Source organism: Cupriavidus sp. 05N38 (assembly GCF_056397345.1).
The window spans coordinates 1-15,533 of sequence record NZ_JBFTNF010000081.1 but is presented as its reverse complement, the minus strand read 5'-3'; the positions used below and the strand labels follow the sequence as shown (position 1 = coordinate 15,533).

The window sequence follows — 15,533 nt, the reverse complement described above, 5'->3', positions numbered from 1 at the left end:
GCCGCTGTTCAAGCCGGGGCAATTGCCCTATCGTGACGCTCTTTCCCCGCCGTTGCGGCGCGGGTTGCGCTGTCGGCTGCGTTTCGCGCCGCCTGTTCGCCGTTCCGTCCCGTTCTGTCCCGCTTTTTCCATGTTCCGCTTGCTTTCAAGCGTGGCCGGCCGCCTGTTGGCGCCGGTACACGGTTATCCCGCACTGCTGCTCGCACTGGCAATGACCCTGGGCGCCGCGCCGCGTCCCGCGCTGGCGGCCGAGCCCGCCGCGGTTGCCGCAGTCGCTGCCGCGCGAAATGGTGCTCCGGCCGGGCGCCCGCGCGTCTGCCTGGTCCTGTCCGGCGGCGGCGCGCGCGGCTATGCGCATATCGGCGTGATCCGGGCGCTCGAGCAGATGCACGTGCCGATCGACTGCCTGGCCGCCACCAGCATGGGCGCGGTGGTGGGCGGGCTGTACGCCAGCGGGCTGTCGGCCAGCGAGCTGGAGGCGCGCCTGTCGCATATCAACCTCAGCGATATCGCCTTCGACCGCAACGAGCGCGCCGAGCTGCCGCAGGCGCAGCGCGAGGACGACCTGCAATACCCGATCGGCATTTCGGCCGGCTACGGCGACGGCAAGATCAAGCTGCCCACCGGGCTGGTGCAGGGCAACCGGCTGCTGGCGCTGCTGCAGAACTGGACCGCGCAGTTGCCGGCCGACGCCTCGTTCGACAAGCTGCCCACGCCGTTCCGCACCATCGCCACGGATCTGGGCACCGGCAAGCCGGTGATCCTGGAGCACGGCTCGCTGCCGCGCGCGATCCGCGCCAGCGTGGCCGTGCCGGGCCTGTTCGCGCCGATCAAGGTGAACGGCCGGGTGCTGGTCGACGGGGGGCTGGTCAGCAACCTGCCGGTGCAGCTGGCGCGCGACATGGGCGCCGACGTGGTCATCGCGGTCAATATCGGCTCGCAGCTGGACGACCCCGCCAACCTGGATTCGCCGGCGGCGGTCACGCAGCAGATGGTCACCATCCTGACCAACCAGAACGTGGACGCGCAGAAGGCCCGGCTCAGGCCGGGCGACGTGCTGATCGAGCCGCAGCTGGGCGATCTCTCCTTTACCGATTTCTCGCGCGCCAACGACGGCATCCAGGGTGGCGCGGCGGCGGTGCAGGCGGCGGCCCCGGCGCTCGCGGCGCTGGCGTTGCCCGACGGCGCCTGGCAGACCTACCTGGCCGCGCGCAAGGGTGGCCAGGCGGTGGCCGGCCCGCTGCGCATCGATGCCATCCAGATCCAGTCCGCGGGCCGCGTCCCCGCCAGCTTCGTGCGCAAGTACCTGGGCGTCCACGAGGGCGACACCTACAATGCCGTGGAACTCAACCGCGAGATGGCGCAGCTGTCCACTTCCGGCGATTTCGAAAGCGTGACGCAGGAACTGGTGAGGGAGGACGGCCGCAATGTGCTGAAGGTGGAGGCCCAGCAGAAATCCTGGGGGCCGCAGTTCCTGCTGTTCGGCTTCGGCGTATCCACCACCTTCAACGGCAAGGGCGGCTTCAACCTGAACCTGGGGCACCGCTATCCGTGGATCACGCCCGGCGGGCTCGAATGGCGCAACGACATCGTGCTCGGCAGCACCCAGGGCAAGTGGCATACCGAGCTGCGCCAGCCGGTGTTCGACCGCCTGGGCTTCTACGTGGCGCCATACGCGGAGTATGGGCGCAAGCGCGTAGACCTCTACGCCGACACCGCGCCCAACCGCAATACCGATCCGCTCACCGCCTACCAGATCGATACGGCCGTGGCGGGCCTGGACCTCGGCGTGCCGCTGGGCCGGCTGGGCGAGTTCCGCACGGGCGTGAACTACCAGCAGGTCAACTATTCGGCGGCCTATAACCTGCCGATCGGCACCGGCCGGCTGTTCCCGCATGCGCGCGTGCGCCAGCCCACGGTGCGCTCCCAGCTCACCATCGACCAGCTCGACGATCCGCTCTTCCCGCGCACCGGCTACTACCTGCTGGCGACCAACGAGCTGGCGTTCGGCGGCAGCGACAACCGCTTCAACGATGCGCATGCCAAGGCGCTGTGGGCCACCAGCTACGGCCGCCACACGCTGAACCTGGCCGCCGAGGCGGCCACCACCTACGGCGACCACCGCAGCGACAGCAGCGTCAGCGGCGGGCTGGGCTTTACGCTGGGCGGCTTCCAGCATCTTTCGGCCTACGCGCAGGACCAGTTCTCCGGCAATTACCTGCTCTATGGCCGCGTGACCTACCTCAACGACCTGCGCGAGTTCATCCTGCCGGGGCTGCGCACCACCGTGGTGGGCGCCAGCCTGGAAGCGGGCGATGTGTGGCTGCGGCGCAGGAACTTCGGCACCGGGCCGTACAAGACCAGTGCGAGCCTGTTCATCGGCGGCAACAGCGTGATCGGGCCGCTGTACTTCGGTTTCGCCGCGGCCCCGCAAGGGGTCTGGAACCTCTATCTGCAGCTGGGCCGCGTGTTCTAGTCCGGGCTGTCCAGTCCGGCTGGCGCGGGCAGGGCCGCGCCAGCCGCGTCCGCGCCGGCGGGGCGGAAGGTCACTGCCGAGATGCGGCCGTTGCGCATGCGTAGGGTCTGCGTGCCGCGGCCATGATGCTGCTCGCCGCCCATCACCGAGAAGGCCTCCAGGTCGATCTCGGCGCTGGAGCCTTCGATGCGCGGCGGCGCGGTGATGGCGATGCGCACGGTCTTGCCGGCGAGTTCATCGAGCCGGCCGAACATGCCGATCACCGCGTCGCGGTCATCGTAGCTGCCGGCCAGCGGATGGTCGCCATGATGGCGCCAGCGCACGCCGGGCTCGAGCAACGGGAACAGCGCCTCGAAATGGCCGCTGGTGAGCGCCTGCAGGTATTCGCTGACCACCGTGGCCACGGCCTCCCCGGTCATCGGCACTTCCACCGTGGCACGCGCGCGGCGGCGCGCGCTCTCGGGGTCGAAGCCGAGGAATTCCAGCACGCTGGCGACCACCTGCTCGCGGTCGTTGTCCACGCAGATCATGTGATAGCTGTTCTCCACCACCACCTTGCGCACGTCCGGCACCACGGCTTCGAGGAAGTCCGCCGAGCGCACGCTGGTCAGCTCATCCTCGCGGGAGTGCACCACCAGCGTGGGGCAGACGATGCGGCGGGCGCCGCGCAGCACCCAGCCGCGCAGGCGATCCACCTGCCGGATGCAGGCCAGCGGCACCCAGCGATAGTGGAAGTTGTCGCCGCGCTCGAACTTGGCCTTGACGATGGCGCGTACCAGGTCGTTCTTGATGCCGAAGGGCTCGTCCTCGTCCACGCGCATGCGCGCGGGCAGCATCGGGATGCGATAGACCAGGTGGCGCAGCGCCCGGTACCAGGGCGTGGACCAGCCGTCGATATAGACCGGCGCGGCGAGCGCCACCAGGCGGCCTTTGCGGTGCTGGCGGAGCTCGCACACGGCCAGCGCCAGCAGCGCGCCCATGCACATGCCCAGGACGTGGAAGGTCTCGTAGCGGGGCGCCAGTTCGTCGTAGGCCTGCGTGACCGTCTCCAGCCATTGCTCGGCGCGCACGGGCACCAGGTCTTCCGGGCTGCCTGCGTGGCCCGGCAGCGTGACCGCATGGGTTTCCACCCCGGCGCGGCGCAGCGCCTTGTGCATCGGCCCCAGGTCGAACTGCGTGCCGCCGAGGCCGTGGATGAGCAGGGCACCGATGCCGCTGCCCTTGGATGCCGTCATGCTGCGTCACGCTCCTCGAAGATCTCGGCGGCCTGCAGGCGCCAGGCGCCGGCGATCACCGCGACCGATTCGTCGCCGTCGAGCAGAGGCCCGCTCATGTCGAGCACCATGGTGCTGCGTCCGGGCGGCAGCATCAGGCGGAACAGCATGTCGGTGCGGTTCTCGCCGTCGCTTTCGCGCAGCCAGCGGCCGCGCACCCGGGCGCGGTCCTCGTCATGCACGTGGGCCAGCACGTCGTCGAGCCTGGCGAAGGCGTCGTCGCTGACGCCCAGCACGCGCTCCAGGTCGCCGCTCCAGCGCAGCGTGCCGCTGTGCGGGTCCAGGCAATAGACCAGCTGCTCGCTGGCTGCCAGCGCCAGCTTGACGTCGTTCTGGCTGCGCGCCGACTGCGCCAGCAATTGCTCGCGGCTGGTGCGCAGCGTGCTGATCAGCAGCGTCAGCATGGCCGCCACTGCCAGGTAGAGCTGTGCCTCGAGCAGGGAGCGGCCATGGTTGAGCGAGCGCTCGGCGAACGGGCCGCCACCCTGGCTGGTGTTGTAGAGCACGAACAGCGTCAGGATGGCCACCGCCACCGAGCCGCCCCGGCCGCCCCACAGCAGCGTCACCACGGCGGCCAGGAACAGCGGGATATAGGTCAGCGCGAAGGCCACGCCGCTTTGCACCGGCAACAGGATGCGTTGATCGAAAATGAAGTAGGCGGTCAGCAGCAGCGCCGCGAAGGCGCCCAGGCCGAACAGGAAGTCGGCGCGGCTCATGCCGCCCGAGCGCATCGCGCGAAAGCGCGACCAGCCCGCCAGCACGGGCAGCACGATCAGCACGCCGACCAGGTCGGCCGCGCCCCACACGCGCCAGGTGCGCCAGAACGGCACGTCCTGCATCAGCGTGAACCAGGCCGCGCCCACCGCCGCGCTGGCCGCGCTGCTGACCACCCCGGCGATCAGCAGCGCGCGCACGAAGACCAGCCCTTCGAGCGAGAACTGCGCGCGCCGCACCAGCGCCACGCCCACCGCGGCAAAGCCGATCTCGTTGAGCGAGAACAGGATCAGGCGCAGGGTGTCGCGGCCCTCCACCCAGCCCAGCAGCAACTGCGCGGCAAAGAAGGCCAGCGCCACCGGCAGCCAGCGCTGCATCGGCCTGAGCATGAAGGCAGCCATGGTCACGCCGGCCGGCAGCCAGATATAGCCGGTGGCGTAGAACGGCCCGTTGAGCTTGTGCGAGACATAGCCCGAGCAGAAGTAGAGGGCCGCCCACAAAAAGAGGATGACGGCGCGGTTGCTTGGTTTCACGTTGGCTTTCCTTGGCTTGGGCCCTGGCACCGATACGGGGCCGGCCCGCCGCCGGGCGTGGCGGCAGGGCGGGCGGCGCTGTGCGTTGCGCGGCGGCCTGCCGTTATCTGAACGCGCCAGGCAGGCGCGCGGCTGACGTGGCGGCTTGTCCGGTCACGCGCATCATAAGTCCGCAAGGGTCGTTCTTGCATGGCCGGATGTCATAAAATCGTCACATTGGCGGATGCGGGCACCCGGCAGGGCCGGGCCGCCTGCCGGCCAGCCGGCGCGGGCAGCCGTGCCCCAGGCCGGCAAGCCGGCGCAGTCACAGGCTGGCAGATCGAGGCCGAAATATAAACGAGGAGAAACGACAAGATGACGAAGTTCGCGTGCAAGACCCGCTTGCTGTCCCTGCCGGCGCTGCTGGCGTGCGCCGCCGTGCCGCTGGCCATGGCCGCGCCCGCCGCGGCCGCCTGGCCCGAAAAGCCGATCCGGCTGGTGGTGGGCTTCCCGCCCGGCGGCCCGGTCGACACCCATGCCCGCATCCTCGCCGAGAAGCTGCAGCCCATCCTGGGCCAGTCGGTGGTGCTGGACTACAAGGCGGGCGCGGCTGGCAACATCGGCTCCGACGCGGTGGCCAAGGCGGCGCCGGACGGCTATACGCTGCTGCTGGCCAATACCGGCCAGATGGCGATCAACGGCTCGCTCTATCCCAAGCTGCCCTACGCCATGCCGAGGGATTTCGCGCCGGTGGCGCGCACCGCGCTGATCCCGCTGGTGATGGTGGTCAACAACAATGTGCCGGCGCGCAACCTGAAGGAATTCATCGCGTACGCGCGCGCCAACCCCGGCAAGCTGAACTTCGCCTCGGGCGGCAACGGCGGCATTTCCCACCTGATGCCGGAGATGTTCAAGCAGGCGTCCGGCACCTTTATCGTCCATATCCCGTACAAGGGCAGCGCGCCGGCGCTCACCGACGTGATGGGCGGGCAGGCGCAGATGATGGCGGACTCGATCCCGCTGTTTACCCAGTACATCAAGGCCGGCAAGGTGCGCGCGATGGCGGTGACCTCGAAGCACCGCTCGCCCGCCTTGCCGGACGTGCCGACGATGGAAGAAGCCGGCCTGAAGAACTTCGAGGTGGTCGGCTTCTACGGCATGCTGGCGCCGGCCGGCACGCCCAGCGACGTGGTGGCCCGGCTCTCCGGCGCGCTGCAGTCCGTGCTGGCCGACGCCGACACCCGCGCCAAGCTCGAGCAGCAAGGCGCGGAGCCGGCCTGGCAGGGACCGGAGGCCTTCGGCCAGACCATTGCCGCCGAGCAGAAGCGCTGGGGGCAGGCGGTCAAGGCCTCGGGCGCGAAGATCGACTGAACGGCTTCACCATCCGGGCGCGGCAGTGCCAAGGCCGCCCGCCGGGCGGTCCCACTGCATCGGCGCGCCATCCACCATCACTGGCGGCCTGATCCGCCGCGCCGCGCCCCAGGCCGTGGCTTCCACCGTTTCGGCCAGGTCCGCGGCCTGTTCCGGGGCCAGCGGGGCGGAGCCGCGCGCCAGCCCTGCGCCATCGAGCAGCAGTTGCGCGGTGCGCGCCAGCGAGGCCCGGACCTCGCTGCCGGCGCCGCTCGCCAGGCGCCGCGACAAGCCGCGGATGGCCGCGGTCGCCAGCAGATAGCCGGTGGCATGGTCGATTGCCTGCACCGGCAGTGGCCCTGGGCGGTCCAGTCCGCGCAGGCGCATGCCCGCSTCGGCRATSCCGCTGCTCATCTGCACCAGGCTGTCGAAGCCGCGCCGGCCCTGCCACGGGCCGCTCCATCCGTAAGCATCGAGCGAGACATCGATCAGGCCAGGGTTGAGCTGGCGGCGCCGCTGCGCGTCCAGCCCCAGCCGTGCCAGCGCATCGGCGCGGTAGCCATGCACCATCACGTCGGCCTGGCCCAGCAGGCGCTCCAGTATCTGCAGGTCTTCGTGGCGCTTGAGGTCCAGGCGGGCGCAGCGCTTGCCGAGCACCACTTCGGGCACCACGCCGGGCTCTTCCCAGCCAGGCGGGTCGATGCGCAGCACATCGGCGCCGAAGCCGGCCAGGAAGCGGGTGGCGACCGGGCCGGCCAGGATCCGTGTCAGGTCCAGCACGCGGATGCCCCGAAGCGGGCGCTCGGGGGTGAAGCCGTGCCGCGGCGCGGGGCTGCCATCGAAGGCTCGCCAGTGCAGCAGGGGCTCGTGGCTGACTGCCTGCCCCTGCGGGTGCGCGGCCCATTGCGCCGCCGGGCGCATGGCCGCGGCGCAGCCGCCCTTGTCCACCACGGCGTTTTCCAGCGCGTCGGCCTGCCATGCGGCCACGGCCTTCGCCACCGCCGCCTTGTCGGCCGGCACGCCGAGCACCGCGAGCGCCGCCGCGCGGTGATGCGGCGCATTGGTGTGCAGGCGGATCCAGCCGTCCGCCGCGCGGTAGTCGCCGGCCACGGCATCCCATTGCGGCGGCAGCGCCCAGCCCTGCGGGCGCAGCGAGGTGCCGAACCAGAAGGATGCCAGCCGGCGGTCCACGCTCGCCCGCGACGCGTGTCCGCCGGCCGCGTGGATGAGTTCCGCGACGGCGAGACCCGCGGCACCGGCGCTGGCGGCCGCCAGCTCGGTGACCGGGAAGACCGACGGCAGGCTGCCGCTCCCGGTCCAGGCCAGGCGTTCCAGCCAAGCGGGGTCGCCGTGCACGCTGGCCCAGATGTCGCGCAGGAAGCTGGCGGCGGCCGGGCTGTCGGGGATGTCAGGGGTAGCCGCGGCGGGCGCGGCATGTGCGCGATAGGACATGGCGGAGGTCACTGTGATTGGATCCACGAACTGGATCGACGAAGGGGCGGGCTGGCGGCCAGGTGCCTTGCAGGATAGGCCGCTTGTTTTAATAGTCAATATTGATTACCTTAATCAAGTTATTGCTTCTCAGGCCCAAGCCCAGGCTAGTCTCCCCGTCGCCATGTCCCGCTACCTCACCTCGGCCGAAGCGGCCGCCCGGCTGGGCGTTTCCCGCCAGACCCTCTACGCCTATGTCAGCCGCGGCCTGCTGCACGCCCACGATGGCGAGACACCGCGCGAAAGCCGCTACCTGGCGGCCGACGTGGAACTGCTCGCCGGCCAGCGCACGCGCGGGCGCAAGCCGCGCGAGGTGGCCAAGGCCGCGCTGAGCTGGGGGTTGCCGGTGCTGGAGTCGGGCATCACGCTGATCGAAGACGGGCGGCTCTATTACCGCGGCTCCGATGCCGTCGCGCTGGCGGCCTCCGGTACGGTGGAATCGCTGGCTGCGCTGCTGTGGCAGTGCGGGGAACAGACCGCCTTCGGCACCGAGCCGCCGGCCGCGCCCGCGCACCTGGCCGCGCTGCAGGCCGCCTTTGCCGGGCGCCGCAGCGAGGAGGCCCTGCTGCCGCTGTTCACTGCCGCCAGCGGCGACGACGCCACCGCGCAGTGGCAACAGTCGCCGGCGCGGCTCGCCGAGGGCTGCGGCGCGCTGGTGCGCCTGCTGGCCGCCTGCCTGCTGGGCACGGCGCCCGCCAGCACGCCGATCCACCGGCAGTGCGCCGGCGCCTGGGGCGTGGACGGGGCGGGCGCGGACCTGATCCGCATGGCGCTGGTGCTGTGCGCGGACCATGAGCTGAATGCATCGAGCTTTACCGCGCGTTGTGTCGCCTCGACCGGGGCCAGCCTGCGGGCATCGGTGGTGGGCGGGCTTGCCGCGCTGACCGGTGGCCGGCACGGCGGCGCCACCGCGCGCGTGGAGGCAATGTGGGACCAGCTGGCCGGCGCGCACCCGGCCGCGCGGCTGCGCGAGCGACTGGCGCGCGGCGAAGACCTGCCAGGCTTCGGGCATCATCTCTACCCGGCCGGCGATGTGCGTGCCATCTGCCTGCTGGCGCCGGTGCTGGCACATCACTCCGGCTGGCAGGAGATCATCGACGTGGCATTCGACCTGACCGGGCAGCGGCCCTCGGTGGATTTCGCGCTGGTGGCCCTGCGCCGACACCTGCGGTTGCCGCCCGGGGCGGCCTTCGGCCTGTTCGCGCTGGGCCGCTCGATCGGCTGGATCGCGCATGGGTTGGAGCAGCGCGCCGACGATGCCCTGATCCGGCCGCGCGCGGCGTACATCGGACCGCGCCCGGGCCAGGGCTAGCGCAGCGCGTCCCGCGGCCGCCATGCCGCGGCTGCGGAAAACCACGGTCCGGTCAGCCCGGCTTGCGTCAGTCCGAGGGTCACCCTGCGCACAGGTGTTCTCCCGCAGGGCGAAGATGGTGCCTCGTGGCCGCGGCGCGCGCGCCGTGCCTGCTCAGGTGCCGGTGGCCTTCCTGGCGAGGCCGGAGCAGCGGCCAAGGACGGTGGTGATGCAGCATGCGTTGCCGGACCAGTCGCCAGAGATCACCAGCCCGGTCGGGCCGGCGATCAGGCGGCGCTGGCACTGGCCGGGCACCAGTACGGGTTCGGGCGAGGTGGGTGCGCGCGCGTCGCGCGGACCGCTGCCCGGCGCGCGCGCCGGTGGCACTTCCTCGGTCCACAGGTAGGCCGTGCCGCCGGGCACCGATTGCACGGATTGCGGGGGACCCCACTGCGCCTTGGCCTGTTCGATCGGCGCGGACTGCCAGGAATCCAGCACGCGCTGCATGGCCGATTGCTCGATGCCGGCGCAGGCGCCCAGCGCGAGCGCGACAAGTAGTGTCGTCAGGAAGCGGGAAGATGCGGGAGAAGGGGCAACGGCGCGGCAGTCGGCGGGCATGGTGGCTCCAAGGGGGAAGGCGGGCCCCCTCTGCGCAGACTAGCGCAGCGCGTGGCCCGCCTGCAAGCGCCCGCGCATTGCTTATGCGGGTTTGCCCACAGTCGGCACCAGCACGGCCTTGTCCGGTTCGGCGGGCGGCTCGTGCGCGCCGTCGTCGCCACCGGCCTGGCCCAGGTCGATGCCGCTGGTTTCCGGCAGCAGCAGCGCGGCGCCCATCACCATGGCGTAGCCTACCCCTGCGACGATGGCGATGGCCAGCGGCAGCGAGGTGCGCCCGGTGCTCAGCCAGCCCACCGAGAGCGGGAACAGCGAGCCGATCACGCGGCCGACGTTGTACGAGACGCCGTAACCGGTGGCGCGGATGTCGTTGGGGTACGACTCGGAAATGGTGGCCCCGATGCCGGCGAACACGCCCTGCATCAGCACGCCGAGCGGGAAGCCGAGGAACAGCATCGAGATGTTCGAGACCGGGATCACCATATAGACCAGGGCCATGACGAAGGCGCCTGCGGCAAAGGCGATATAGGTCAGGCGGCGGCCCCAGCGGTCGGTGGCATAGGCGCCGGCCACGTAGCCCACCAGCGAGCCGAAGATAGTCATGGCCAGGTAGGAGCTGGTGCCGAACACCGATAGCCCGCGCTCGGTCTTGAGGAAGGTCGGCAGCCAGGTGGCGATCGCATAGTAGGCGCCCAGCATGCCGCCCGACAGCAGGCTGCACAGGACGGTCTTGCCCAGCAACGGGCGGCGGCCCAGCCGCGCGAGCTGCTGCCACGCCGAAGGGGCGCCGCCTGCCGCGCGCGCGGCCCGGCTCTTGAGGAAGATTTCCGGCTCTTCGAGGTTGCGGCGCAGGTAGACCACCACCAGCGCCGGCAGGATGCCCATGAAGAAGCAGATGCGCCAGGCAGTCTCCGCCGGGAAGAGGCTGAAGGTGATGGCGTAGGCGATGGCCGCCGCGCCCCAGCCGAACGAATAGCTGCTGGCCGTGAAGCCCGAGTACTTGCCGCGATGCGCCGGGTTGCGGATCATCTCCGTCACCAGCACCATGCACAGGGACGACTCGCCGCCGAAGCCCAGGCCCTGCAGCATGCGGAAGGCCAGCAGCTGTCCGGGCGTGTTGGCCAGCCCGCACAGGAAGCAGGCGAAGGCGAACACCACGATGGTCCAGCGCAACACACGCACGCGGCCGTAGCGGTCGGCCAGGATGCCCGCGCCGATGGCGCCCACCAGCGACGACACCAGCGTCCAGGTGACGATGGCGCCCGCGGCCGACTTGCTCATGCCCCATTGCGTCAGCAGCGTCGAAATCAGGAAGGAGTAGATTATGAAGTCGAACACGTCGACTGCATGGCCAAGGAACGCGCCGTAGAAACCCTTGCGCTCCATTTTCGATAGATCCCTGAACCAGTCCAGCATGTTCGCTCCTTTTGTGGATGGGGGCGGTGCCCTGTCAGTCTTGTTGCGCCGGGGCGCGTTGCACCGTGTTGGAATGAACCGGCGGCGGCCGGAAGCCGAGGCCCGCTGCCTCGAGCAGCTGGGCGAAACGCAGGGAGGTCAGGTCGGCGAAGCGCCCGGCGACGATCTGCACGCCGACCGGAAGGCCACTGCGGCCCGGGCCGATCGGGGCCACGGTCGAGGGCAGGCCGCACAGGCCGGAATGGCCGGCCCAGAACAGCTGGCTGGTGAGCGGGAGCGCCCGCCCGTTGACCTGGAGCGTGCGCTCCCAGGGCTCGCCGCTCTCATCCAGCACGAAGGCGGTGGTGGCGGCGGCCGGGCACAGCAGCACGTCGAAATCGTCGAAGAAGCGTTGCCAGGCTTGCGCGAAGGCGGCGCGCGCCTGCTGCAGCTGCAGCCACTGGCGGTGGCGGATGCCGGCGCCGGTGAACTGCAGGGTGGCGTAGTCGTGGTCGTCCGGTGCCACCGCGGCGGCGGCAGCGGCGCGGGACAGCGCGGCATCGAAGCTGGCATCGTCCATATGCACCGAGGTAGTGGCGCGCAGCATCAGTACATAGGTGTGCCAGAGGGCGGCGGCATCGAAGTCCGGCCGCGCGTTCCACGTTACCCGGGCGCCCTGGCCCGCCAGCCAGCGGCCCAGGTTCTCGATCTCGTCGCTGACTTCGGCGTCGACCTCGCACTGCGGGTGGCTGGGCAGCACGGCGACGCGGAAATCGGCCAGCGCGGCCTGCCCGCAGGGCGGCAGCGAAAGACGGTAGGCCAGTGCCTCGCCGCCGTCCGGGCCGGCCAGGGCCTGCAGCAGCAGCTCCAGGTCGCGCGCGCTGCGCGCCAGCGGGCCGGCCACGTTGATGTCTTGCTCCCCGTAGGTGCGGCCGATGCCGTGGCCACGCAGGGGGATCAGGCCATGGCTGCTCTTGTGCGAGAACACGCCGCAGTAGTGGGCCGGATTGCGCAAGGAGGAGCCGATGTCGGAACCGATGTCGAAGAAGCTCATGCCGGCGCACACCGCGGCGGCGCTGCCCCCCGATGAGCCGCCCGGGGTGCGGCCGGGGTCGTGCGGGTTGCGCGTGGTGCCGTAGACGGCGTTGTAGCTCTGCCAGTCACGCAGGCCTAGCGGCACATTGGTCTTGCCGAGCAGCACCGCGCCGGCTGCGCGCAGGCGCTCGACCACGGCGGCGTCGCCGGCGGCAATGTTGTGCCGTTGCGCCGGGCTGCCGCAGGTGGTCGGCCAGCCGGACACGTCGAAGGATTCCTTGATGGTGAACGGGATGCCATCCAGCGCGCCAAGCGGCCGGCCCTCGGCGCGGCGCCGGTCGCTGGCCCGGGCCGAGGCGCGGGCGGCGGAGAAATCCGACACGACGATGGCGTTGATGCTGGCGTGCGATGCGGTGTAGGCAGCTTCGCACCAGTCGACCAGGTCTTGTGCGCTGGCGTGGCCCTGGGCCAGGAGTTCGGCTGCCTTCCAGACTGGCAGAAAGCAGGCGTCTGCCTGGCTGGGATCGGTGCTCGCAATATCTTGCCGGGTCACGCTGGGCTCCGTCTTGTGGGCTCGAGGCGGCCGGCGCGCGCTGCTGGGCGCGCAAGATCACCGCGAAAATCGGTATACTATATTCACAAAATTGCAGAGTGCAAGACGAATATTGGATGAGACGATATGCGTCACTTCCTGGTGCAATGCAACAGGTTTTGGCACAAAATCGGGGTTTAAGCCAGGCGGATGGCGCCTTTCGTGCCCCGCGACGGGGCCTGGAGGGAGGCTTTTTTGTATACCGTTTCCCGGCGACGCGGGCTGGCTATTGCTGTTCGAGCAATGCCTTGAGGCTGGCGAGGTCACGCCGGACCCAGTCGGCGTCGGCGGCGAAGCGGGCATCGTCGACGCCCGGGTAGCGCAGCAGGGTGAAAAGCAGGGTGGCGCCGCCGGCATTGGCGATGACACGCATCGGGATGTAGATCTCCTCGCTGCCGGGCGGCTGCACGTAGTGGTCGGCGATGCCGTAGGGATTGGCGGGGGTGAAGCGGACTTGCATCGGACCCTCGGGTGTCAGGGTCTGCCAGCTCCCGTCCGAGCGTTGTGACAGTTCGCCCAGGCCGCTGGCCCAGCGCGGATAGTTCTCGGGCACTGCGAGGAAAGCGGCGACCGTCGCCGCCGGCTGGTCGATATCGATGCCCAGGGTCAGGCAATCGCATTGGTTGGCCATCGCATGCTCCGCTGTGTGGGCTTACTGTCTATCTGCCTGGTGATCGGGGAAAGACAGGGTTTGCTGATCCGGGCTGGCGCGCTTGCGCGGGCGCGTGCCGGCAGGTGACACGGCTTCGCGCCTGGCGGCATGGCGCGCCGGTGCCGCTAGCGCTTCCAGGGCAAATTGCCGGGTCGCCTCCAGCGGCACGGCATTGGCCAGCAGGTCCGCCAGCCTCGGCGCCAGGATTTGATAGGTGTCCAGGTCGAAGCGTGCCGGGTCCGCGAGCAGCGCAGGGGCGTCGTCGAGCGAGGCCACCGAGCCGAGGTAGCACCAGTTCTCCAGGATATGCCACCAGGCCTTGGCGCCTTCCCGCTCGCGCCATGCCACGGCGCCGGGGAACGGCCAGGGCCGGACTGCCTGGTCCGCCAGCGCGGCGACCATCCGCTCGCGATGGGCCGCCAGCGACTCGTCGCCCGTGCAGGCGCCCTGGCAGCGGTGGAGCTGGCGGGCGAAGCAAGGCAGGCCGCGCCGCGCCGGCTTTTCCAGCGTCAGCGCCGCCAGGCAGAGCTGGTGGGCCTGCGCCAGTTCCGTCAGATGCGCTTCGGCGCCGGCACGGCTGGCGAAGGCACCATAGAGGTTGGGATGGCGGGCGAAATCCGTGTCGCGGTCCGAGCGCAGCAGCGGCGCGCTCAGGCCGGGCGGCAATTCCCAGGCGTACAGCGCGGCATTCCGGCGCAGCATCCGGTTGTGCAGCGGCTGCATGCGCTTGATCAGCTGGGCTTCGAGCAGCAGCGCGCCGGTCTCGTCGCCCGTTTCGCGCCATTCGACACGCCGTACCGCGCGCGCCAGGCGCATTTCCAGCGCGGCGCTGTGGTCGCCTGAAAAGTGCGCACCAATGCGCTGGCGCAGGTGGATGCTCTTCCCTATATAGAGAGGCAGGTCCTGGTCGCCGTAGAAGAGATAGACGCCGGGGCTGTCCGGCACGTCGTCCAGCGCCGTTTCCTCGAGGCCGGAGGGCAGGCTTGCCCGCTTGACCAGCGACCGGACGGCGGACTCGACCAGGTCGACGCTGTAGAGACCGTGGATCTTCTGCCAGAACTGCCAAAGCAGCTCGGCGTCGGCCAGTGCGCGGTGGCGTCCCTTGGGCTCCAGTCCGAAGCGGGCGATCAGCGCGTCCAGTCCGTGGCGCGTCATCGAAGGGAACAGCGAGCGGGAAAGGCGCAGCGTGCACAGCACATCGGCGCGGAAGGTAATGCCGGCGCGGCGGAATTCGTTCTTCAGGAAACCGTAGTCGAAGCGCGCGTTGTGCGCCACGAAGAGCTTGCCCTGCAGCCGCTCGGCCAGGTCCTCGGCCAGCGATTCGAAGCGCGGCTGGCCGTGCACCATGGCCTCGGTGATGCCGGTGAGCTGCTGGATAAAGGACGGGATGCCGACGCCGGGCTCGACCAGCGTATCCCACTCGACGATGCCGTCCGGCCCGACCTCCACCACGCCGATCTCGGTAATGCGGTCGCGGGTGGCGTCGGCGCCGGTCGTCTCCAGGTCAACGAAGACGATCGGACGGGATAGGGCGGCGGCGAGCGCCTGCGCATCCAGGTGACGGGGCAGGCCGTCCGGCTGATACGGCGGCTCGAGGGAGGCAAGGTCTTGCATCCAGGGATTCTAATGGATGGGGATGGGTGGGGAAGCCTGCGGGTGGTGGCCCGGATGGGTTCGAGACAGTCGCTGGCGACCGCATGCGCGTCCCGTTCATCAGCGCGTCACAAACGATTCGAAGGAATTTTCAGAAAAGGCTTGCCAGGACCGTGGGCGGGCCTTAATATTCGCTCCCTCGCAACACGAAGCGCGGCTGCAAAGCAGACGGGACAAGGGTTGCGGGGTGAACGGGTGAGGTTGGCGGTGCGAAGAGCGCGGCGAGCCGGAGCAAAAAAAGATTGCGAAACCTGTTGACGAAACGTAGAAAGTTCTTCATAATCTCGTTTCTCTGCTGCTGACAACAAAGCAGCGGCGCGGTAAGCAAAGCGAACCGCGGCAAGTTCTTTAACAAACAAACAACCGATAAGTGTGGGCGCTTGATAGCGGATGCCCGGTGCGCAAGCACTGGAGCTTACAAGTTATAAAGTGCTCGCACAGTAAAACATGTTCGGTTCTTCTTCGGGAGGATCGAGTCAGTTT

11 protein-coding genes are annotated in these 15,533 nt (G+C 69.8%); 3 read left to right on the top strand and 8 right to left on the bottom strand.

Features of this window, described 5'->3' with window-relative positions; genetic code table 11:
* Nucleotides 1-211 precede the first annotated feature (211 nt).
* Nucleotides 212-2,476 (top strand): patatin-like phospholipase family protein, encoded by a 2,265-nt coding sequence (locus tag AC1DK4_RS35750; protein ID WP_441650402.1) that lies wholly within the window; start codon nt 212-214, stop codon nt 2,474-2,476.
* On the opposite strand, the gene AC1DK4_RS35745 is transcribed toward AC1DK4_RS35750, so the two are convergent.
* Nucleotides 2,473-3,711, bottom strand: coding sequence for an alpha/beta fold hydrolase (locus AC1DK4_RS35745; RefSeq protein ID WP_441650396.1), 1,239 nt, complete (start codon nt 3,709-3,711; stop codon nt 2,473-2,475). The genes AC1DK4_RS35750 and AC1DK4_RS35745 overlap by 4 nt on opposite strands.
* On the bottom strand, nt 3,708-4,997 hold the full coding sequence (locus AC1DK4_RS35740; protein ID WP_441621558.1) for an MASE1 domain-containing protein: 1,290 nt from the start codon (nt 4,995-4,997) through the stop codon (nt 3,708-3,710). Before AC1DK4_RS35740 ends, AC1DK4_RS35745 begins: the two co-directional genes overlap by 4 nt.
* Before the next feature lie 354 nt (nt 4,998-5,351).
* Between AC1DK4_RS35740 and AC1DK4_RS35735 the strand changes: the two genes are divergently transcribed.
* Entirely contained in the window at nt 5,352-6,347 is a 996-nt protein-coding gene (locus AC1DK4_RS35735) for a Bug family tripartite tricarboxylate transporter substrate binding protein (RefSeq protein ID WP_441621556.1), read from the top strand.
* A 6-nt stretch (nt 6,348-6,353) separates the two neighbouring features.
* On the opposite strand, the gene AC1DK4_RS35730 is transcribed toward AC1DK4_RS35735, so the two are convergent.
* Nucleotides 6,354-7,778, bottom strand: coding sequence for a CoA transferase (locus AC1DK4_RS35730; RefSeq protein ID WP_477132110.1), 1,425 nt, complete (start codon nt 7,776-7,778; stop codon nt 6,354-6,356).
* Nucleotides 7,779-7,941: 163 nt separating this feature from the next.
* Here AC1DK4_RS35730 and AC1DK4_RS35725 point away from each other — a divergent pair, with 163 nt between their 5' ends.
* Nucleotides 7,942-9,129 carry a citrate/2-methylcitrate synthase gene (locus AC1DK4_RS35725; RefSeq protein ID WP_477116889.1) on the top strand — a complete coding sequence of 396 codons (1,188 nt, stop codon included), beginning with the start codon at nt 7,942-7,944 and terminating at the stop codon, nt 9,127-9,129.
* Between the two features lie 153 nt (nt 9,130-9,282).
* Here the strand turns inward: AC1DK4_RS35725 and AC1DK4_RS35720 are convergent, their stop codons facing one another.
* The 5 genes from AC1DK4_RS35720 to AC1DK4_RS35700 form a co-directional block, all read right to left on the bottom strand.
* Entirely contained in the window at nt 9,283-9,726 is a 444-nt protein-coding gene (locus AC1DK4_RS35720) for a hypothetical protein (protein WP_441621552.1), read from the bottom strand.
* Nucleotides 9,727-9,807: 81 nt separating this feature from the next.
* Entirely contained in the window at nt 9,808-11,139 is a 1,332-nt protein-coding gene (locus AC1DK4_RS35715; protein ID WP_441650454.1) for an MFS transporter, read from the bottom strand.
* A 34-nt stretch (nt 11,140-11,173) separates the two neighbouring features.
* The gene (locus tag AC1DK4_RS35710; protein WP_441643642.1) at nt 11,174-12,706 is read right to left on the bottom strand and encodes an amidase; all 1,533 of its coding nucleotides are present in this window, start codon (nt 12,704-12,706) and stop codon (nt 11,174-11,176) included.
* 265 nt (nt 12,707-12,971) lie between these two features.
* Nucleotides 12,972-13,376 (bottom strand): SRPBCC family protein, encoded by a 405-nt coding sequence (locus tag AC1DK4_RS35705; RefSeq protein ID WP_441621547.1) that lies wholly within the window; start codon nt 13,374-13,376, stop codon nt 12,972-12,974.
* 21 nt (nt 13,377-13,397) lie between these two features.
* Nucleotides 13,398-15,011, bottom strand: coding sequence for a 3'-5' exonuclease family protein (locus tag AC1DK4_RS35700; protein WP_441621546.1), 1,614 nt, complete (start codon nt 15,009-15,011; stop codon nt 13,398-13,400).
* Nucleotides 15,012-15,533 lie beyond the last annotated feature (522 nt).